This window comes from Streptomyces sp. NPDC003635, assembly GCF_053587635.1.
Genome location: NZ_JBSFOK010000043.1, coordinates 55,594 through 74,808 on the forward strand (window position 1 = coordinate 55,594; position 19,215 = coordinate 74,808).

At 68.3% G+C, this 19,215-nt stretch carries 23 protein-coding genes; 4 read left to right on the plus strand and 19 right to left on the minus strand.

Annotated features, from left to right (window positions below; translation table 11 throughout):
* Positions 1-24 precede the first annotated feature (24 nt).
* The 3 genes from ACWDRW_RS31350 to ACWDRW_RS31360 all read right to left on the minus strand — a co-directional run bounded on the left by ACWDRW_RS31350 (position 25) and on the right by ACWDRW_RS31360 (position 2,969).
* Entirely contained in the window at positions 25-1,350 is a 1,326-nt protein-coding gene (locus ACWDRW_RS31350; RefSeq protein ID WP_451728920.1) for a PhoH family protein, read from the minus strand.
* A gap of 317 nt (positions 1,351-1,667) precedes the next feature.
* Entirely contained in the window at positions 1,668-2,441 is a 774-nt protein-coding gene (locus ACWDRW_RS31355; RefSeq protein WP_451728923.1) for an isoprenyl transferase, read from the minus strand.
* A 117-nt stretch (positions 2,442-2,558) separates the two neighbouring features.
* The gene (locus ACWDRW_RS31360) at positions 2,559-2,969 is read right to left on the minus strand and encodes a hypothetical protein (protein WP_451728926.1); all 411 of its coding nucleotides are present in this window, start codon (positions 2,967-2,969) and stop codon (positions 2,559-2,561) included.
* Positions 2,970-3,627: 658 nt separating this feature from the next.
* On the opposite strand from ACWDRW_RS31360, the gene ACWDRW_RS31365 reads away from it, so the two are divergent.
* Positions 3,628-4,779 carry a winged helix DNA-binding domain-containing protein gene (locus ACWDRW_RS31365; RefSeq protein ID WP_451728929.1) on the plus strand — a complete coding sequence of 384 codons (1,152 nt, stop codon included), beginning with the start codon at positions 3,628-3,630 and terminating at the stop codon, positions 4,777-4,779.
* Positions 4,780-4,853: 74 nt separating this feature from the next.
* Here the strand turns inward: ACWDRW_RS31365 and ACWDRW_RS31370 are convergent, their stop codons facing one another.
* On the minus strand, positions 4,854-5,642 hold the full coding sequence (locus ACWDRW_RS31370; RefSeq protein WP_451728932.1) for a class I SAM-dependent methyltransferase: 789 nt from the start codon (positions 5,640-5,642) through the stop codon (positions 4,854-4,856).
* 51 nt (positions 5,643-5,693) lie between these two features.
* Here ACWDRW_RS31370 and ACWDRW_RS31375 point away from each other — a divergent pair, with 51 nt between their 5' ends.
* Positions 5,694-6,233, plus strand: coding sequence for a DinB family protein (locus tag ACWDRW_RS31375; RefSeq protein ID WP_451728935.1), 540 nt, complete (start codon positions 5,694-5,696; stop codon positions 6,231-6,233).
* Here the strand turns inward: ACWDRW_RS31375 and ACWDRW_RS31380 are convergent.
* From ACWDRW_RS31380 to ACWDRW_RS31420, 9 genes are all read right to left on the minus strand, one after another.
* Complete coding sequence (locus ACWDRW_RS31380) at positions 6,228-6,707, minus strand: GNAT family N-acetyltransferase (RefSeq protein WP_451728938.1); 480 nt, start codon at positions 6,705-6,707, stop codon at positions 6,228-6,230. The genes ACWDRW_RS31375 and ACWDRW_RS31380 overlap by 6 nt on opposite strands.
* A gap of 35 nt (positions 6,708-6,742) precedes the next feature.
* A complete protein-coding gene (locus ACWDRW_RS31385) occupies positions 6,743-7,615 on the minus strand; it encodes an LLM class flavin-dependent oxidoreductase (protein ID WP_451728940.1) in 873 nt (290 codons plus the stop codon).
* Between the two features lie 42 nt (positions 7,616-7,657).
* On the minus strand, positions 7,658-8,311 hold the full coding sequence (locus ACWDRW_RS31390) for a hypothetical protein (protein ID WP_451728943.1): 654 nt from the start codon (positions 8,309-8,311) through the stop codon (positions 7,658-7,660).
* A complete protein-coding gene (locus ACWDRW_RS31395; RefSeq protein WP_451728945.1) occupies positions 8,308-8,958 on the minus strand; it encodes a hypothetical protein in 651 nt (216 codons plus the stop codon). The genes ACWDRW_RS31390 and ACWDRW_RS31395 overlap by 4 nt, the downstream gene beginning before the upstream one ends.
* The gene (locus ACWDRW_RS31400) at positions 8,955-9,395 is read right to left on the minus strand and encodes a hypothetical protein (protein ID WP_451728948.1); all 441 of its coding nucleotides are present in this window, start codon (positions 9,393-9,395) and stop codon (positions 8,955-8,957) included. The genes ACWDRW_RS31395 and ACWDRW_RS31400 overlap by 4 nt, the downstream gene beginning before the upstream one ends.
* Positions 9,373-10,674, minus strand: a complete 1,302-nt coding sequence (locus ACWDRW_RS31405) for a putative T7SS-secreted protein (RefSeq protein WP_451728951.1) — start codon at positions 10,672-10,674, stop codon at positions 9,373-9,375. The genes ACWDRW_RS31400 and ACWDRW_RS31405 overlap by 23 nt, the downstream gene beginning before the upstream one ends.
* A 3-nt stretch (positions 10,675-10,677) precedes the next feature.
* Positions 10,678-10,992, minus strand: a complete 315-nt coding sequence (locus tag ACWDRW_RS31410; protein WP_451728954.1) for a hypothetical protein — start codon at positions 10,990-10,992, stop codon at positions 10,678-10,680.
* 341 nt (positions 10,993-11,333) lie between these two features.
* Positions 11,334-12,365, minus strand: coding sequence for a hypothetical protein (locus ACWDRW_RS31415; protein WP_451728957.1), 1,032 nt, complete (start codon positions 12,363-12,365; stop codon positions 11,334-11,336).
* Complete coding sequence (locus ACWDRW_RS31420; protein WP_451728960.1) at positions 12,353-13,012, minus strand: hypothetical protein; 660 nt, start codon at positions 13,010-13,012, stop codon at positions 12,353-12,355. Before ACWDRW_RS31420 ends, ACWDRW_RS31415 begins: the two co-directional genes overlap by 13 nt.
* A gap of 322 nt (positions 13,013-13,334) precedes the next feature.
* On the opposite strand from ACWDRW_RS31420, the gene ACWDRW_RS31425 reads away from it, so the two are divergent.
* Both ACWDRW_RS31425 and ACWDRW_RS31430 read left to right on the plus strand, forming a co-directional pair.
* Positions 13,335-14,474, plus strand: a complete 1,140-nt coding sequence (locus ACWDRW_RS31425; protein WP_451728963.1) for an amidinotransferase — start codon at positions 13,335-13,337, stop codon at positions 14,472-14,474.
* Positions 14,475-14,508: 34 nt separating this feature from the next.
* Complete coding sequence (locus ACWDRW_RS31430; protein WP_451728966.1) at positions 14,509-14,937, plus strand: DUF192 domain-containing protein; 429 nt, start codon at positions 14,509-14,511, stop codon at positions 14,935-14,937.
* 17 nt (positions 14,938-14,954) lie between these two features.
* Here the strand turns inward: ACWDRW_RS31430 and ACWDRW_RS31435 are convergent, their stop codons facing one another.
* From ACWDRW_RS31435 to ACWDRW_RS31460, 6 genes are all read right to left on the minus strand, one after another.
* On the minus strand, positions 14,955-15,581 hold the full coding sequence (locus ACWDRW_RS31435; protein ID WP_451728969.1) for an OmpA family protein: 627 nt from the start codon (positions 15,579-15,581) through the stop codon (positions 14,955-14,957).
* 8 nt (positions 15,582-15,589) lie between these two features.
* Entirely contained in the window at positions 15,590-16,174 is a 585-nt protein-coding gene (locus tag ACWDRW_RS31440) for a hypothetical protein (RefSeq protein ID WP_451728972.1), read from the minus strand.
* A 34-nt stretch (positions 16,175-16,208) separates the two neighbouring features.
* On the minus strand, positions 16,209-16,805 hold the full coding sequence (locus tag ACWDRW_RS31445) for a pilus assembly protein TadG-related protein (protein WP_451728984.1): 597 nt from the start codon (positions 16,803-16,805) through the stop codon (positions 16,209-16,211).
* A complete protein-coding gene (locus tag ACWDRW_RS31450; RefSeq protein WP_451728975.1) occupies positions 16,805-16,969 on the minus strand; it encodes a Flp family type IVb pilin in 165 nt (54 codons plus the stop codon). Before ACWDRW_RS31450 ends, ACWDRW_RS31445 begins: the two co-directional genes overlap by 1 nt.
* Positions 16,970-17,074: 105 nt before the next feature.
* Positions 17,075-17,821, minus strand: coding sequence for a response regulator (locus ACWDRW_RS31455; protein WP_451728978.1), 747 nt, complete (start codon positions 17,819-17,821; stop codon positions 17,075-17,077).
* 4 nt (positions 17,822-17,825) lie between these two features.
* Positions 17,826-19,208: a sensor histidine kinase gene (locus tag ACWDRW_RS31460; RefSeq protein WP_451728987.1), complete on the minus strand. Its 1,383-nt coding sequence runs from the start codon at positions 19,206-19,208 to the stop codon at positions 17,826-17,828.
* Positions 19,209-19,215 lie beyond the last annotated feature (7 nt).

Genomic DNA, 19,215 nt, shown 5'->3' on the forward strand with positions numbered 1-19,215 from the left:
CGGCGCCAACTGGCCGCTATGACCTCAGACTTGGCCGTCCTCCAGCATTTCGGTCACAAGGGCCGCAATCTGGGACCTCTCGGACCGCGTCAGCGTGACATGCGCGAAGAGCGGGTGCCCCTTCAGCTTCTCCACGACGGCGACGACACCGTCGTAGCGCCCTACGCGCAGATTGTCCCGCTGTGCCACGTCATGGGTCAGAACGACCCTTGAATTCGCGCCGATTCGGGACAGAACGGTCAGCAGGACGTTCCGTTCCAGCGACTGCGCCTCGTCGACGATCACGAACGCGTCGTGCAGCGAGCGACCGCGGATGTGCGTGAGCGGCAGCACCTCCAGCATGCCGCGCGCGGTGACCTCCTCGATGACCTCACGGCTGGTGACCGCGGACAGCGTGTCGAAGACCGCCTGTGCCCAGGGGCTCATCTTCTCGGCCTCGGTGCCCGGCAGATAGCCGAGTTCCTGCCCGCCCACCGCGTACAGCGGCCGGAAGACCATCACCTTCTGGTGCTGACGGCGCTCGAGGACCGCCTCCAGACCCGCGCACAGCGCCAGCGCCGACTTTCCGGTGCCGGCCCTGCCGCCCATCGAGACGATCCCGATGTCCGGGTCGAGCAGTAGATCGAGCGCGATGCGCTGCTCGGCGCTGCGGCCCTTGATGCCGAAGGCCTCCCGGTCGCCGCGCACGAGACGGATGTTGCCCTCGGCCGTCACCCGGCCGAGCGCCTTGCCGCGCTCGGACTGGATGGTGAGCCCGGTGTGCACCGGCAGGTCCGCCGCCTCGGGCACATAGACGTGCCCTTCCTCGAAGAGGATGTCCACCTGCTCGCCGGGCAGCGTCAGTTCGGACATTCCGGTCCAGCCGGAGGAGTCCGTGATGGCGAGTTCGGCGCGGTACTCCTCGGCGAGGAGCCCGACGGACGAGGCCTTGATCCTGAGCGGGAGGTCCTTCGACACCACGGTGACGTCGAACCCCTCGGCCTGCAGATTGCGGGCGACCGCGAGGATGCGGGAGTCGTTGTCCCCCAGGCGGTAGCCGGTCGGCAGAACGCTGGGGTCCGAGTGGTTGAGCTCGACACGGATGGTGCCGCCGAGTTCCCCGATCGGAATGGGGGCATCGAGGCGGCCGTACCGGACGCGGAAGTCGTCCAGCAGGCGCAGTGCCTGCCGGGCGAAGTAGCCGAGTTCGGGATGGTGCCGCTTGGCCTCCAGCTCCGTGACCACGACGATGGGGAGCACGACCTCGTGCTCGTCGAAGCGGTTCAGGGCGTTCGGGTCGGCCAGCAGGACGCTGGTGTCGAGAACGTAGGTGCGCCGGTCGGGCTTGTGGCGCTTTGTGCTGGTCACCACGGAAGGACGTACCCCCTCGGAAGAGGTCGGGGAGCGACGGAGAGGAGCTGGACCGGTCGACGGCCGCGATGCACGGGCCGAGAACCGGCCCTCCGCTGCTTCGTCCGTGCGGTGCGCGCACGATCGGGCTGGTGCAAAGGGCCTCCCGGGCGGACGGCCCCGTGCCGTCCGCTGAGATCCGACACCCGTGGTTCGGGTGTCGACCTGCTTGGCTTATGCCCTCGAACAAGCGCTGCCATGCCACGGCATATGACGGCGCGCTGGTGAACTCCTCGTGACACCCGCCCCAAGCGGGGTCGGCCCCGGTGACCTGAGGCTCAGCCGCCGTAACGGCGGTGACGGGCCGCGTAGTCGCGCATGGCGCGCAGGAAGTCGACCTTGCGGAAGGCCGGCCAGAAGACCTCACAGAAGTAGTACTCCGAGTGGGCCGTCTGCCACAGCATGAATCCGGACAACCGCTGTTCGCCGCTGGTGCGGATGACCAGATCGGGGTCGGGCTGGTCGCCGGTGTAGAGGTGGCGGCCGATCATCTCGACGTCGACGGTGTCCGCGAGCTGCTCCAGCGACGCGCCCTTGTCCCGCGCGTCGAGCAGCATCGAGCGCACCGCGTCGGCGATCTCCTGGCGTCCGCCGTAGCCGATCGCGACGTTGACCGTTATCCCGTCGACGTGCGCGGTGGTCTGCTCGGCTTCCTTGAGGGCGGTCTGCATCTGCTGCGGGAGCAGATCACGGGTGCCCACGTGGTGGACGCGCCAGCGGCCGTCGGCGGCGAGGGAGCGGACGACGTCCTCGATGATGCCGAGCAGCGGGACGAGTTCGTCCTGCGGCCGGTCGAAGTTGTCGGTCGACAGCAGCCAGAGGGTGACGACCTCGACATCCGTCTCGGAGCACCAGCCGAGGAACTCCTCGATCTTCTCGGCGCCGGCCCGGTGACCGTGCACGGTGGTGGAGCCCGCGGCCTTCGCCCAACGCCGGTTGCCGTCCATGATGACGCCGATGTGCTTGGGCACCTGAGCGTGGTCCAGGTGACCTTCCACCCGGCGCGCGTACAGCCTGACGAGCAGGCCGCGCAGCTTGTCGCGCAGGTTCACGTGATTGTCAGCCCCTCCGTACGGATCGGGCGGCCGCTGCCCCGGCCAGAGTGCCGAGGGCGGTCCCTGCCCGGTGGCGGTCCCCGCCGCCGAAGCCTACCCCTGCGGGGCGGCGGGTCAGGAGTACGGGGGTGCGGGCGTGCGGGGGCGGGCGAACCAGGCCTCCGCCGCGTCCTTCCTGAGCAGGACGAGTACGGCGACGGCGGCGGCGAGCGGGATGACACCGAGGAGCAGGTGGTTGTTCACCAGCGCCGACAGAGCGAAGAGGACCTGAAGGACCGCCAGGGTCACCGAGGCCGTGTGGACACCGCCGCGGCCGTTCGGGTACCAGAGCGCCACGATCGCGAGGATCCAGGTCATGAGGTAGCCGCCTATGACGTATCCGCTGCCGTAGGAGCTGTCGGCGGCGTAGGCGTGGGGCAGGGAGACGGCCACGGTGATCCAGACGATGGCGCGGGCCGCGTGGACGGACTCGGGCATGGCCTGCGGGTACCGCGGCGGCTGGGGCTGGGGCGGTCCGAATGACATGTACGGGACCCTAGCCGGGTGCCTTGACAGGAGGGAAAAGAAAAAACGGGCCGGTCCGTGGGGGGGGAGACGGACCGGCCCGAGGGGGGGTTTCCACCATAACCCTTCGTAAGGGATGACGCGCGCATCGGCGCGCCACAACTACTCTCCGAAACCGGGCAGCGACGCGGCGATGGGCGCGGGCAGGGGGTTTCACGGGCCGTTCATGGCCGGAACACAGCGGATTTCCAGGCGATTGACGCGGGATAAGAGGGGAAGCGGCCGGGTTTGCCGCGTCTTGCGAGGGCCTCGGCGAGTTGTCCGAGTATCCCTCCCCCGGGTGACCCGTGCAGCGAACGCCGCCTTGACGTCGGGGCAGGGTTCCACGACGGCCTGGGCGCCGCAGGTGGGCAGGGCACCGCGCAGCCCCCTCCACTGCGCGGTGCCGCCCGCGCAGCTTTGCTGACGCGAATTACCTTGGTCTGAACTTACGCGAGATATGGGTGGGACGCGAGCGACAAGCGATAACAATGTGGATAAGCCGCGCATCCTTGGAAGTGCAGGAAAACCCACCACCTATGCACTCTTTGCCCTATTTGCTCCCTATCGGGAGTGCGTCCGCCGCCCCGACCGTCCCAAGAGGACACAACCCGACCTACCTCCGCCCTACCGTCCCCCCATGACGGTGACGATCTCCTGGCAAGAGGCGAGCGCACGACGGCTCGCACGGCAGTTCCTGGCCAATCCGGCGGCGGAGGGCGCATCGGTCCCCGGCATCGTCTCCGCGATGCTCGGCGCCCACGCGCAGGTGCTCTCCGCGGCCGAGCTGTCGATCGGCGTCCGGTCCACCGGCCTGACCCGGGCGGACGTACGGACCGCGCTCCGGACCGATCACTCCCTGGTGAGGACCCACGGCCCGCGCGGCACGGTCCATCTGCTCCCCGCCGATGAACTCCCCCTGTGGTCCGCCGCCCTGACGGCGGTCCCCTCCGGCCCGAACCGGTTCGGCCCCGACGTCCGGGTCACCGAGGAACAGGAGCGGGAGATCGTGGCGGCGATCGCGGAGGCGCTCGACGGGGTGTGCCTGACCGCCGAGGAGCTGAGCGAGGAGGTCGTGGCGCGCACCGGCCCCTGGGCCGGCGACCCGGTCATGCCCGCCTTCCAGGGGCTGTGGCCGCGCTGGCGTCAGGTCATGCACCGGGCGGGCCAGGCGGGCGCGCTCTGCTTCGGCCCCGACCGGGGCCGCAAGGTGACGTACACCCGCCCACCGCACTTCACTCCCCTGCCGCCCTCCACCGCCCTGGCCGAACTCGTACGACGCTACCTGCGCGCATACGGCCCCTCCACCTCCGCCTACTTCGCCAAGTGGCTCGCGGCGCCCGGTGGTTGGGCGGATCGGCTCTTCGGTGAGCTGGCCGCAGAGGGCACCATCGAGGAGGTCGTCCTCGATGGTGCCCCGGGCTGGGTGGCGGCGGGCGACACGGAGTTCCCGTCCAGGGGATGTCGGGGAGTGCGGCTGCTGCCGTACTTCGACGCGTACGTCATCGCCGCCCAACCCCGGGAGTCGCTGTTCCCCGGGGAGGCGTACCGCAGGGCGCTGGCGCGGGGGCAGGCCGGGAACTACCCGGTGCTGCTGGTGGACGGCGTGGCGGCCGGGGTCTGGCACCAGCGGCGCCAGGGCCGTCGTACGACAGTGACGGTGGAGACGCTCGCCGACCTCACGGCACGGCAGGAGCGGGAGCTGGCGGAGCGGGTGGAACGGGTGGGGGAAGTGGTGGAGGCGCGGGCGGAGTTGGTGCGGGGGGAGGTGACGGTGGGGCCGCATGCGTAGGGGGAAGGCGACCCAGGGGGCGCATGCGCTTCGCGATCGCGTCCGGCCGGCTCGGTTCGCTCGGCCGGCTCGGTCTACCCGTGGGGCTTGCGTGCCTCGAAGAGGTGGCGGGTGCTGTGGGTGACGAAGGTGCCCTGTTCCTCGATGTGCCGATGCAGGGAGCGCAGTTGGGGCTCGTAGGCCTCCACCGTGAAGCCGGGCACCATCCAGATCACCTTGCGCAGGAAGTGGACGACGGCGGCGATGTCGTGGAACTCCATGCGGAGTTCCTCGGCGCGCAGATCGACGATCTCCAGTCCGGCGGCCTCGGCATCGGCCCGCTCCCGCTGCGGATCCCGGCCGCTGCGCACCTCCTCGGGCTGCCGCCCGAGGAAAAACTCGACGAGTTCGAAGGCGCTGTGGGGCCCGACGTGCTGGGCGAAGTAGGTGCCGCCGGGCGCGAGGACGCGGGCGATCTCCGTCCAGTTCGCCCGGACCGGGTGCCGACTGCTGACCAGGTCGAAGGTTCCGTCGGCGAACGGGAGCGGGGCGTCTTCGGGAGAGGCGACGACCGCGACGCCGCGGGGGCGCAGGAGGGCGGTCGCCTTGGCGACGTTGGGTGCCCAGCCTTCCGTCGCGACGGTGAGGAGGGGCGCCGGCGCAGCCCTGCCGAGGGCGAAGTCCAGCACCTCCCCTCCCCCGGTCTGGATGTCGAGGGCCGCGGCGCCCGGCAGTCTGCGGGCGAGGGAGACGGCGTACCCCCAACTGGGCCGCGCCTCGGTGGCCCGCCCCTCGAACCAGGAGAAGTCCCACCCCTCGGTGGGCACGGCGGCGCCCTCGGCGAGGAGATCTTCGAAGGAGCGGTGGTCGCGCGGGTGGCCCATGCCCCGATGATCGCAGCCGCCTGTCAGAGGTCGCTGCTAATTTTCGGCGCTATGACGAACTCCGAACCAGTGACGAACTCCGAACGTGTTGCCGAGGACGGGCAGTACACGGCCGACGACAAGGAGACCCTGCACGCGAGCCTCGACCGGATGCGGGACGCGGTGCTGTGGAAGCTGGAGGGCCTGGACGACGAACAGCTGCGCCGCCCCCTCACCCCCTCGGGCACCAGCCTGCTGGGCCTGGTGAAGCATCTCGGCTCGGTGGAGTACGGCTGGTTCGTCTCGACCTTCGGCGCCGAGGCCGAGCCGCTGTGGTTCGACCCGTACAGCGACGAGGACATGCGCGCGGACCAGGGCGAGACGACCCAGCAGATCATCGACTTCTACGGCCGTGCCCGCGCCGCGGCGGACCGGACGATCCGCGAACACTCCTTGGACGACCTCGGCCGCCCGGACTGGCGGGCCCACGAGGTCTCCCTGCGGTGGGTCCTGGTCCACATGATCGAGGAGACGGCACGGCACGCGGGGCACATGGACATCGTGCGGGAGCTGATCGACGGGGCGACGGGGGACGGCCCGCCCGCGTCATGACCCCGTGGTGCCCGCCTTCGCTTCGAGCACCAGCAGGATGTGCTCGTCCTCGCCGTGGGTGAGGGTGCCGGTCCGCCGGAAGCCGTGCTTCTCCAGGAGCCGGACGGAGGCGGTGTTGTCCTTGAAGGGGTCGGCGTAGAGGGGCCGAACCGTCTCGTGCCGGAGGAACAGCGCGAGGGCACGGCTTCCGACGCCGCGCCCCCAATGGTTCCGCCCGAGCCAGTAGCCGACGAACCGCCGGTCGCCGTCCCACCAGGAGCAGAGGTTCCCGGCGACTTCACCGTCCACGGTGACGGTCTGCACCAGGCAGTCCGGGTCGCCGAGAACGCGCTCCTTCCAGTGCCGGATGAACCGGTCCCGGGGCCGGGGCGCGAACCTGGACCGCCGTACGGCCTCGGGATCATGCTCGTAGGCCAGAAACGTCTCGAGATCGGCTTCCAGCACATCGCGCAGCTCTACGGTGTCGTCGCTCATGCCCGCGAGCATGGCACCCGCCACTGACAACGCCCTCAGGGCACCAGCGGCCGCACCTGTTCGGCGGCGAACCGCACGAACCCCTCGGGGTCGGGCTCGTCCCCCGTCGGCTGCAGTACGACGGTGTCGGCGCCGGCGTCCGCGAGCCGCTGCACGGCCTTGGCGACGTCACCGGCGTCCCCGGCGACCCCGACCTCGGGCACGGATTCGAGCCCTTCCGCGGCAAGCTCGCGCCGCAGCCTGTCCTGAGCGCCGACGCCGGTGGCGGCGAGAAGGTAGACGACGACAGGATGCGGTCCGCTTCTGTCACCCGCCCGCATTCCCTCCTCGACGAGCTGCCGAGCCCGCCGTACGCCGTCCGGAGAAGTGGAGGCGGTGAGCAGGGTCCCGTCGGCGACCTCACCGGAGAGCCGCAGCGAACGTGGCCCGGTGACCCCCGCGATGACCGGAACGGCCCGCTCGGGAACCCAGTCGAGCGCGACCCCGTCGAGCCGGACGTACCGCCCCTCGACGCTCAGCCGCTCCCCGCGCAACAGCCCGCGCAGAGCGACCAGATGCTCCCGCAGGAGGGTCACCGGGGACTCCACCCGGGCCCCCACCTGCCCCATCCAGTCCTGAACCCCGTGCCCGACGGCGAAGAGACCCCGGCCCGGAAACATCCGCTCGATCGTGGCGACCTCCATGGCGGCTACGGCGACGTTCCGCAGCGGCACGGGCAACAACCCGATCCCCACCCGAACCCTTTCGGTCCAGGCCAGAGCGGCGGCCGCCGCGGACACCCCACCCTCCCTGAAACAGTCCTCCCACAACCAGAGCTCCTCGAGCCCGGAGTCGTCGGCGAGGCGGGCGAGGGAACGGAGGTCTTCTGGGGGGAGCTGGGGACGGAAGACGGCGCCGAGTGTGGTCATGGGGGTGTTCCTACCCGTTCGGCGCCCGCTGTCTCGTCGGGATCAGGAGGAACTCCAGGTATCCGCGTCCTCGTCCGGGCTGATCCGGATGGTGCGGGCGAACTCGTCGACGTCGTCGAGAGCCCGGAGGATCCGAGCGGCGTCCGGATCGGCCAGGATGATCAGGACGTCCGCGGCCTCCGGGCCTTTCTCGTAGCGCCAGGCGTAACGGAGGCCGACGTGCACCTCGTTGCTGTCCTCGTCCTGGTAGTAGCGCAGGACCCGCAGGCCGGCTCCAAGGTGCGGTGAGTGGAAGTCCTCGACGATGGGGGGCTCGACGGTGTAGCTCGCATCGGCGTGGGTCAGTTCACGCAGTGCCGTCGCCCGCTCTTCACTCTCCTCGATCTCCACCAGGTCGACGTACGCGGGAAGCGGGATCTCCCGTGGGTGCGGGAGGTGGAGGAAGACCTCGAAGTCCGGAAAGGCCGCTGGGGCCCTGACGGCATACATCAGCAGGATGTCGGTCAGCAGGTCGACTTCGCCCGGCTCCGGCTTCTCCGACGCGAAATCCTCCCAGAGGCCCTCCGCGAAGTAGCGTGCCCACGCCTCAGGCGTTTGTGCCTCCTCGACGCCCTCAAGACCCGGTTCCGGCCACATGAGCGGGATCCGGATCCACGGGGACAGATCCATGGCGTGCTTGACGTTGAGCCAGCTCACTCATAACTCCATTTGAATGTGCCGACCACCGCATCGAACAACTCGACCAGCACGTCTGTGAATTTGCTGTCCGGATCGCCGTCTCCCGGCGTGGAGAAGTTGATACTGATCCAGCGACCGGGATCGTTCGCCACGGGGATCACATAGTCGACCCGCCGCGTGGGTGGAACGGCCTCATCGTCGAGGGTGGAGCGGTAGGCACGACGGAGTGCGGTCGCCCCTGCCACGTCGACTTTCGTCGCCGTTCCGCCGGGGATGTCCTCGTTGGCCAGCTGCTCGATCACTGCCTCTGGAGGAACCGCACGATCTTGGCCGATCGGCATCTCGGCAACGATGAAGGAGGCCATGAGGAAGATTCCCCCGCGGGGGAGCACCGGAAGGTACAGATCAAGACCCCCATTTCTTCTTGCCGCGCGGGCTTGCTTCTCCAACTGGCGGCGCATGTCCAGCCGGAAGCGCATCGCGTCGTCCCGGGGAACACCCTCCGGGACTTGCCCCATGTGCGAGAAGAGGATCTTCTCCAACGCTTCCTTCGTGCCCTCGCGCAGGGGGATGCGGACCCAGCCAGGCGGCAGGACGAGCTCATAGCGGCGGGGAGCGTTCACCTCGACGGGCGGCGACTGCTGATCCAGATCGGACGCGCTCACACACGGACCCGCTTCTTTAGCTGCCGGTCGGCCACCAGGATTGTCAGCGAGGAGAGGATGGAGATGAGGGCGAGCCAGCTGTAGCCGATGGCCCCGATGATGTTCCAGAACAGGTACATAGCGGCAACGATCTTGATCGTTTGGGAGAAGTTGGCACCCATTCGCGGATTACGGATGAGTGCTCGGTTCCGGGAAAACAGGACCAGCATCAGAACCGGCGCGGCCATCAATGGCCATGCGACGTAGCCGTAGGTGAGCCAGTCCATCCCGCCGTACCTGCTGCCGAGATCCTGGAAGGCGAAACAGAGAAGCGGTACCAGTGTGAACGCAGCAAGGAACCTCATGGCCCGCGCCTCTTGCGGGCTCTTCGCCGGGATTGTCGCCACTATCTCCACTCCCTCGCAATCCTGAAAGTCACCAGCGGCTCCCGACTTCACGCGTCAGGACATCCTTGGCATCACCGTATTGGTCCCCGTATGGCCCTTTTTCTCCGAATTTATCGCCCACATCTACGAGGGTGGCAGCCCCGTAGTTCAGTTTGAACTTCAAAGCGGCCTTTTCCAGGGTGTCGACTGCCCTGGCCACGTCGGGATTTCCACCGAACTCCGCCCTCATCGCCTTGGCGAACTTGGACGCGCTGGCGATTTCCCCCTCGCCGCTCAGCAGGCGGTCCAGCCGGGTCGTTCCGGGCCGTGTTTCCCTTGACCCGATCTGGCGCAGCGCGTTCTTCGCACGCGCCGCTTTCGCGCCGCGGGCCGAGTCGGTGCCGTATCGCATGATGTTCCTGTCCAGCAGCTTGCGCAGGTTCGCGTACCGCTGGAACCGTTCCGCCCTGCTCACGGTCTTGAGCGATGCCACCGCGGCCTTGACGCCCTTCATCGCGATGCTGCCGAATCTCAGTGTCGCCAGCGCGAAGACGTCCATGGCGACATCCGCCCAACTCCCGTCGCCGGAGAGAGCCAGCATGGTGTGCCCGATGCCGACGAGCGCCGTGAGGCTGAGGGCACCCACCGTGACGAGCGTCGCCACCCACCCGACCGGCGTGAAGAGGAGGGCGATCACCCCGATGAAGGTCGCTGCCCAACTCAGGGCCTCAACGACGCCTTTGATCGTCTCCGCATGTTCGTGCACCCAGTCCTTGAAGTTCTCCCAAGAGCTGTCCCTGATGATGTCCGAGATGTCCTCGCCGATGTTCACGGCGAAGTGCTCGGCGCGGGAGTCTCGGTCGGAGATGACCTGATTGAGCTGCTTGCGGTACGACGCCAAGTGGCTGGTGGGATCGGAATCCTCCGATGCCTTCTCGTCGCCTTCCTTGCCGTCCCGTTCGGCCTGGGCTTCCTTCTTCTGGTCGGCGGCGTGTTCCTCGTCGGCCTGCTTCGCGGCTCGGAGGATGCCGTCGGCCCGTTCCTGGAAGCCCTCCAGCTCGTTGGCCCAACTGCCGAGGTCTCCGACTACCCGTTCGTAGCGGCCCGCCGTCTCGCGAAAGCGCCTGTCGAGTTCGTCGGACTTCTCGCGGATCTTGTCGGCGTACTTGCCCTTCAACGCGTCGCCGTCGGCGGCCCGGCGCAGGATGCGGGCCTGGTCTCGGAGGGTTGAGGCGAGGTCTTCCATCCTGCCGACCTCGTCGCGGATGTCCTCCGGGTTTCCGGGGATCGGGTCCTTCTCCGCCAGCGGATGCCAGTCGACCGGTCGGCGCCTTCCCTTGCCCGTGCCCATCGGTCAACGTCCCCCGCTTTTGCCGCGCTTCTTCTCGTTCGCGTTCTTGAGGTCGAGGTCCAGCTTCTCGAAGCTCTTGAGCGCGGTCTCTACGTGCTTGCCCAAGTCCTGAACGTTGTGCAGGAGTTCACGCCGGTAGTTGTCCCAGTTGCTGACGAACTCGTCCATCTTGCTGGCGATGCCGCCATGGCCCCAGATGTCTTGGATGTCGGCCCCGTGCTTGTCGATGCCTTTGAGGGCCTTCTTGATGTCGCTCAGATTCGCCTTCGAGGACTCCATGAGCGTGTAGTCGACTACGAGGCGATCGTGCTCCCCCATGGGCCTCTCCCGTTTGCATTGCGACAGCGGCCAGCGTAGCTGATCGCTGCCCGTCGGCGATCAGGGTGATTCAGCCAAGCCTCGATGCCTGCTTCAGGGTGGTGCAGGGGGTGACCAACCGGAACGCCGCAGGGCAGGCCACACCCGCCTGGCCAGGACTTTCTTCCCATGCGGAGTGGTCTGTGAGAGGGGGGCAAAGCCCTTCGCGACGGCGTCGGCCGCGGTGGTACCGACCGCCGCCCGCGAGCGGATCACGCCTAACCTGCAGCACACCATTGCGAATTCCGCCGAGGTGTACTGCGCTGGTCGGCCATCGATCCACCCGCGAGCAGGGCCGTTCTTCAGCGGTTGACGGCCTGGATTTCCTGGACTGTGACGTTCTGGGTGGCGCCGAAGGTGCCGTCGGGGAGGTCGCCGCCGGCTCCGCCGGTGCCGGTCCAGGTGATGTTCCAGGTGATGGTCGCCTGGAGGGGGAACGTGCCCTCGCCGGAGGAGCGGAGGTACTTCACTCCGCAGGGCGGGGTCTGGTCGGCCTTGCCCTTGGCGTACGGCTCGCCGATGCGGCCGTTGTTGATCTCGCAGACTCCGGACGCGGGGTAGGTGACGGCGTCGGCCGTGCCCGGCTCGATCTGGAGGGAGACCGGTTCCGCTGTTGCCGTCGCCTGGAGATCCAGAACCGGCACGGAGGCGGTGACCGACACCGGCTTGAACTCGGCGCCGTTCAGCCAGGCCCAGGTCGGGAGGTTGACCTTGGTGGCGTTCTCCGGGGCGAGCGTGACCTCGGTGCCGGGGACGCGGATCTCGGCGTAGGCGAGTTCGGCGAGGATCTCCGGGGTGATGGCGTTCTCGACGTCGGCGGGCGGGGGGTCGCCCTCGTCCACCCAGAAGTAGTCGCGGTCACAGGAGTCCCAGCCCGGGGGGAAGCTCTCGTCGACGTAGGACCCCCACCAGTAGCCCTTGCCGGACTTGTCCTTGTTGAAGCCCTTCTCCTCGTCGTCGGCGTTGTACTTCTCCCGCTGCTCGGCGTCCCACTGATACCCCGTCGACTCCGCCTCCCAGATCGGCTCCAGATACTTCTGCAGCTGCTCGGGGGTGTACTTCGGGGCATACCAGCAGGGCGGCGGCGACCAGTCGGTGGCCGAGGTGAGGGCACCGGTTGAGTTTCCGGTGCCGTTCTTGGAGTGGTCGAACACAACGCCACCGGCGGTCACGGAAACGGTGTCGCCGTTGACGTCGGCACCCGTGCCGGGCTTCGGAGCCTGAGCGCCGCCCCCGATCGTGTTGTCAGCGAGGGCAGGTGCGCCACTCACCAGTATCGAACCGATCACGAGAGGCACGAACAGCGCTCGCGAGGAGGCTTTCAGGGCTGGCACTTGTCGCTCCCCCTCTGGGACTGGATCTTGTCGATCACCCATACACCCTTGTCGTTCTTGCGCAACTGGGTGGTGTAGAGCACGTAGCTGTTCTTTGTCGCAGGCGTCTTGTTGACCTTCTCGGTCTCCAGGTACATGTCGAAGGCCTTGCTCTGGTCCTCGCAGTAGACGAGCGAGGCCTGGTCCTTCCCGCTCACGTTGACGGCCGCTTCGTAGTAGCGGTAAGCACCCGTGACCCGTGCCTTGGCCTTGACGTACGCCTTGATGAACTCTTCGGTGCCGGCAGCCGCTTCGCCCTCGTAGTAGTAGAGGTATGCCTTGTCGAGCGCGTCCTGATTGACGATCGCCAGGTCCACGGCTTTGATCGACTGCTCGCTGTCGGCCAGGACCGCGTCCTTGTCCGTGTCGCCGGTCTTGGGCCAGTCAAAGGTGTAGGAGAGGTCGGACGGCAGCTCGATCTTCGGGCGGTCCGCGGCGGCTGGTGCGCTCGTCGTGGGGGACGCCGAGGTGTCGTCCCCGGTGTCGGCTCCCGCGATCTTGTCGTTGTCCTTGGGTTCGGGGCTGTCGTCGCTTCCGCACGCGGACAGCGTCAGGGCCGCTGCGGCGGTCAGCGTGATCGCTGCGAGGAGGGTGGGGCGGCGGTTCACGGTCGGCTCCCGGTGAGGCGAGGCTTCTCTTGAGCGAAGCAACGCTATCCAGAGCGCCGCGACGACACCAGGGTGAAGCTTGCCGATCGACGGGGCGTATGGGGCCAAATCCACCATACCTCGGGGCAGTTGGGGCGTAACGGTTCTGTAACACAGCCACCCTCTTCGCCCATATCCCCTTGAGCAGGCGGTTCCACTTATGAACAAGCAAAGGAGGACCGCAAAGCGGGCGGGCGGTGACCCGGTTTTGAGCCTTCCCGTCTGGTTACCCGGGCGGCACGGGGTCCCTGGTCTACCGGCTTTCGCACGGAAGCAGATGAGCATGACAGCAGCGGAAGCATCGGCCCCCGCCGTCAGCGCCCCAGAGCGGTCTGTTCCCTCTCCCGTCAGCTCCCACAACGAGTGGGACCCCCTGGAGGAAGTCATCGTCGGGCGGCTCGACGGTGCCACCATCCCCTCCAGTCATCCCGTCGTGACCTGCAACCTTCCGGCCTGGGCGGCGCGGCTGCAAGGGCTGGCCGCCGGCGTCCGGTATCCGCGGCTGATGGTCGAGCGGGCGCAGCAGGAGCTGGACCAGTTCGTCGAACTGCTGCGGTCCCTCGGGGTGACCGTCCGGCGCCCGGAGGCGGTCGAGCACCGGCGTCGCTTCGCCACCCCCGACTGGTCCTCCCGCGGGTTCTGCAACACCTGCCCCCGCGACAGCATGCTCGTCATCGGTGACGAGATCATCGAGACGCCGATGGCGTGGCCGTGCCGGTACTTCGAGACCCACTCGTACCGGCCCATCCTCAAGGACTACTTCCGGCGGGGCGCCCGCTGGACCGCGGCGCCGAAACCCCAGCTCACCGACGAGCTGTACGAGCGCGGCTTCCGGGTCCCGGCCGACGGTGAGCCCATGCGGTACGTCCTCACCGAGTTCGAGCCCGTCTTCGACGCCGCCGACTTCGTACGCGCCGGGCGGGACCTCTTCGTGACCCGGAGCAACGTCACCAACCGGATGGGCATCGAGTGGCTGCGCCGCCACCTGGGCCCCGGCTACCGCGTTCACGAGATCGAGAGCCGCTGCCGTACCCCCATGCACATCGACACGACGCTCGTACCGCTCGGGCCCGGCAGGGTCCTGGTCAACCCCGAGTACGTCGACGTCGACCGTCTGCCCCCTGTCCTGCGCTCCTGGGACGTGCTGGTCGCTCCGCCGCCCGAGCCGCTCGACGACCGGCTGCTGAAGATCACCTCGATGTGCGGCAAGTGGCTCAGTATGAACGTGCTCATGATCGACGAAACGCGGGTGATCGCGGAGCGGCACCACACCTCCATGCTGCGCGCGCTGGAGTCGTGGGGCTTCGAGCCGGTGCCGTGCGACCTCCTCCACTACGCGCCTTTCGGCGGCTCCTTCCACTGCGCCACCCTCGACGTCCGGCGCCGCGGAACACTCGAGTCGTACGGACCCGGCCCGGTGTGAGTAGCGCCGCCCGGGATCGGGGAGATACCCCGCCATGAGGCGGCAATGGCAGGACGGGCGTGGGAAGTTGGTCGTGCTGGACAGTGGTTCGCGGGGTGTCACCACCCTGCCGCTGGAGATCGCCTCGTCCTATCGTGCCCGCACTCGCGGGCTGCTCGGCCGGGACACCGTGGACGGTGTTCTCCTGCTCTCCCCCGCCAACAGCGTGCACACCGTCGGCATGCGGATCCCCATCGACGTCGCCTATCTCGATCGGGGGATGCGCGTCATCGCCGTACGCACCATGCCGCCCCGCCGTCTCGGCCTGCCCCGGCTCCGGGCCCGCCATGTGCTGGAGGCCGAGGCCGGGGCCATGGCGGGGTGGGGGCTGCGGGTCGGGGTGCGGGTGGAGGTGGAGGTCGAGGTCGAGGGGGTCTTGGACGAGGTCTCGGACGAGTTCTCCGGCGGCGTCTCGGAGGGGTAGCGGTCCCACCGCACCGGTCAGTTCTCCGAGCGCGGGAAGGTGACCTCCACCCTTCGGTTCTTCTTGCGGCTGGCTTCCGTGTCGTTGGAGGCGATGGGGTACTGCTCGCCGTAGCCGCGTACCTCGTAGGTGATGTTGGGGTCGTTGAGTTCGGATTTCAGGACGTCCTCCACGGCGTTGGCACGCTGTTTGGAGAGGACGTCTCCGTGGGCCGACGAACCCAGGTTGTCCGTGAAGCCGAAGACGCGGATCCTCGTCGCGTTCTGGGTTTTGATCTCCTCCGCGATCGCGGCGATCCGGGCCTTCGCCTCGCCGTTCAGTCTCGCGCTGTCCTTCGGGAACAGGACCTCCGCCTGAAGGGCGAACTTCACGTCCGCGTTGGTGTCCTCGCGGCGTTCGTCACCGCTCTGGTCCTCGACGACCTGCTTGATGTCCAACACCTTGGGCTCGGCGAGCGTGGCGCCCTCGGGGAGCTTCAGGTCGGGGTCGTTGGGATCCACGTCCACGGGGGCGGTGGCCGTGGGTTCCGTGCCTGGGGGGACGCTGGGGTTGTCGTCGGCGTGGGCCACCGCGGCGCCGTACAGGTTCGTCGCGGCCATGACCGTGGCGGCCGTCAGCGCCACGGAGAGACGGATGGGGGTCATGGTTCGCCTCACCCAGAGATCGTGATGTCGGTCGGGGCGAACATGGGCAGTTGGAAGGACACCTCAGTGGTGTCGTTGGGCGGTGACGGGAACTGCATGAACACCGGGATCGACTCGCCGGATTTGATCGAGGTGATTCCGGTCGTCGTGAGCGGGCGGCCGTCGGTGTCCCGCAGGACGTAATAGCGCTTCTTGCCCTTTGAGTCGACGAGCGTGGCTCCGCCGAACGACCTGCCGTTCCTGATGATCTCGGTTTCGTTGCCGCTCAGCGCAGAGGGAATGGTCTGCGTCTTGTCGCTGTCGTTCCTCAAGTCGCCTTGCACGGTGATGAAACCGCCGGCATCCCTCTGCGCTGCCGTGATCTGCAGCGCTAGGCCGTCGGGCCCCTTCAACTCGGCCAATGGCTCATCCGACTGCCCCTCCTGAGCACTCGGTTCGGATCCGCCGCCCTTGGACGCCGACGCCGACGCCTCTGGCTTCTCGTCCCCGCCACCGTCACCGCCGCCGCAACCGGCCACACCGAGGGCCAGACCGGCCGCAACAGTCATCGCGACCATCCCCCTGCGGGCCTTCGTTGTGAACCGAATGCTCATTCCCCTGATTCCTTCACCATTCGTCGATCGCGTTTTAGTCGGCCAGATGGACGTCGAAGAGATCCTCGGGCCGCGGCAGGTCAGTGAGATTCTCCGGGTCCAGATCCCAATCCCTGTCCTCACAGGTGAGCCGCGGCAGTTCGTCGTCCTCGGCTTCCTCGCCCGGGAGCTCGAATGCGCAGCGGGCCTCGATCACGGCTTGGGCGGACGCCTTCGAGTACTTGTCCTCCGTACCGGGGACGATGGAGTCTCCGACGGATTTGTCCATCTTGACCCCGACCGCGAATTCCAAGGGTCCGATCGGATGACAACCCGTCACGTGCGCATCGTTCTGTCCTGCGAGCTGATGCCCGCGCGCGCAGGAGAACACGACGCCAGGCGCATAGCCGTCAAAGATGTCCTGCCACTGCGCAGGGTCGAGAACAACTTCGATCCACTCCCCCGCGAGTTGGTCCCGGACGTCCTGCGCCACCGCGAGTGCCGCCGCGTCGGCAGCCGTCTGGGCATCGCTCCGATTCGCCGCCGCCTGGCCGACCGCGAGGTAGGCGAACGCAAGAAAGAGCAGGCCTCCCACCACCGTGATGTAGATGGGGAATGCCTGCCCTGAGTCGCCGTACCGGTGAGGCCGGATCAGCCGCCTGTGACCTCGGTGATCTTGTCGGTGATGGCGTCGAAGATCGTCTGCCCGATATCCGTCCCCGTGATCGCCAACACGATCGCCACCACCACCGCGATGATCCCCAGGTACTCCACCGCGGTCTGGCCCTTGTCGTTCGTGTCGAACCGCTTGGTCATCGTGAGTCCCTTCGGTGGCGGCTGTGGTGCCGGCACTGTAGGGCCGGGGGCGGGAGGGTGCCGAGGGTCCGTGGGCCCAAAGCGAGGCCCAAAGGGTGTGGAGGTTCATGCCACCCCCAGCCACTTCGCCGCGGCCTGGGCGCGGGTGGTGCTGTGGAGTTTGGCGAAGATCCGGTTGATGTGGTTCTTGACCGTCTTCTCGCTGATGAAGCACGCGGCGGCGATCTGATGGTTGGTCATCCCGGATGCGATGAGGTCCATGATCTCCGCCTCCCTCGTACTGAGTTGGAACCTCGCCCTGCCTGAGGACTGTCCCACACCTGGTTGCACTTGCGAAAGGGGTTCCGCGCTACTGGGAGGAGGAGTGTCGCATTCCGTATGCTGATGCGAATCATTCGAGCTACGGAGTTGGGTCAGCAGCGCACCCGCCGCGGTAGGCGTGAAGTGGGGTTTGCCGGCTGTGACGTCGCGAACCGCGTCCACCAGTTGGGCCGCCGTGAACTCGCCATGGACCAGGTAGCCGTTGGCTCCGCGGCGCAGGGCCTCCTTCACCGTCTCCGACTCCCTGCTGTACGTCAGCATCATCACCGGGGCTATGCCCACGAGGTACGGGAGTGCCGCGATGCCGTCGACTCCCGGCATCTGGACGTCGAGGAGGACCACGTCGGGGCGGTGGCGGCGCGCCGCTTCGTACGCCTCGCGGCCGTCCGCAGCCTCCGCTACGACCGTGATGTCCTCGCGGCCCGTCAGCAGGGCCGTCAGGCCTGCCCGGACCACCGGGTTGTCGTCCGCCACGACCACCCTGAGGGGGGTCGTCGGCCGGGTCGGGCCGGGGAAGTCGTGGTGTGTCATTCCGTCATGTCCTTCGCGCCGCCAGTGGGAGTTCCAGGAGGACTTCCGTGCCTTTCGAGTGGTCGCCGCGGCCCATGCGGATGCGGGCGCCCACCGACGCGGCGCGTTCGACCATGCCGATTAGGCCGAAGTGGCCCGCGCTGCGCAGCTGTTCGAGGGTGGTGCCCGGGGGGAGGCCGCGGCCGTCGTCGTAGACGCTGATCCGCAGCAGGTCGTCGTGGACGCCCGCGCGTACGGCCACGGTGGTGGGGGTGGCGTGGCGGTGGGCGTTCTCCATGGCCTCCGTGGCGATGGAGAGGAGTTGGCGGGCGATCGTCGGGGGCAGGGGTGGAGAGGTCGTGGCTGGGGGGCTGGTGTCGTACGTGGTGGGGATGCCGGTTCGGGTGGTGAAGGCTGTCGTTCTCGCCGCCAGTTCGGCCAGGACGTCCGTGTCGGGGGCGGCGTCCTGATCGCGGCGCAGGTCGGTGAGGAGTTCTCGCGATTCCGTGGCCGCTCTGCGGGAGGCTCTGGCGACCAGTTGGGCCTGTTCCTTGATCAGGGTGGGGTTCTGGGGGGTGGTGGTCGCTGTGGCGGCCAGGGCGTCCGCCGCCAGTGCCACTCCGTGCAGGGTCTTGGCCACCGAGTCGTGCAGCTCCCTTGCCAGGCGGGCCCGTTCGGCGGCCACGGCCTCTGTCGCGGCCAGGCGGGCTCTGGTGGTCGTCAGGGCCTGGGTCGCGGCGCCGAAGCGGAGGACGAGGTTGCGCAAGGCCGAGCCCGCGGCGCCGGTGATCACGCAGAAGCCTGGGAGGAGGAGTTTCTCCGCGAGGGTGGTGTCCGCCCCGGCCGTGGTGGCGTGGACGAGGAGGAGGATCAGGGACTGCAGGCTGGCGAAGACCGCCGCGGCGCGGTAGCCGTAGGCGATGCCGGCGAGAAGCGGGGTGCAGACGCTGACATAGGCGAGCGGGGTGTCCGGGCCCGCGGAGACGAGGAGCAGGGCGCCGAAGAGGGTGTCCAGGGCCAGGAGGGTGGGGTGGCGGAGGAGTAGGGGGCCGAAACGTTCCCAGTCTCTGAAGAGGACGTAGCTGGCCATGAAGGTGGCGATCACGGCTGCGGTGACCAGGCGGGCGCCCAGGCCGGGGGCCGCGTTGAGGAGGGCTGCGGGGGCGGAGATCGCGAGCATGGCGAGTCGGAAGCCGAAGACCATGCGGGCGGTTGCCTGGAGGGCGCTTATCTCGAGTGCGGATGCGGGGGCGGGTGCAGGTCCGGGGGCGGGGGCGGGTGCAGGTCCGGGTGTGGATGCAGGTCCGGGGGCGGGCGCAGGTCCGGGGGCGGGCGCAGGTCCGGGGGCGGGCGCAGGTCCGGGGGCAGAGCGGAAGAGGGTCGAGTAGGGAAAGAGTGACGTCTTCAAGGGGTAG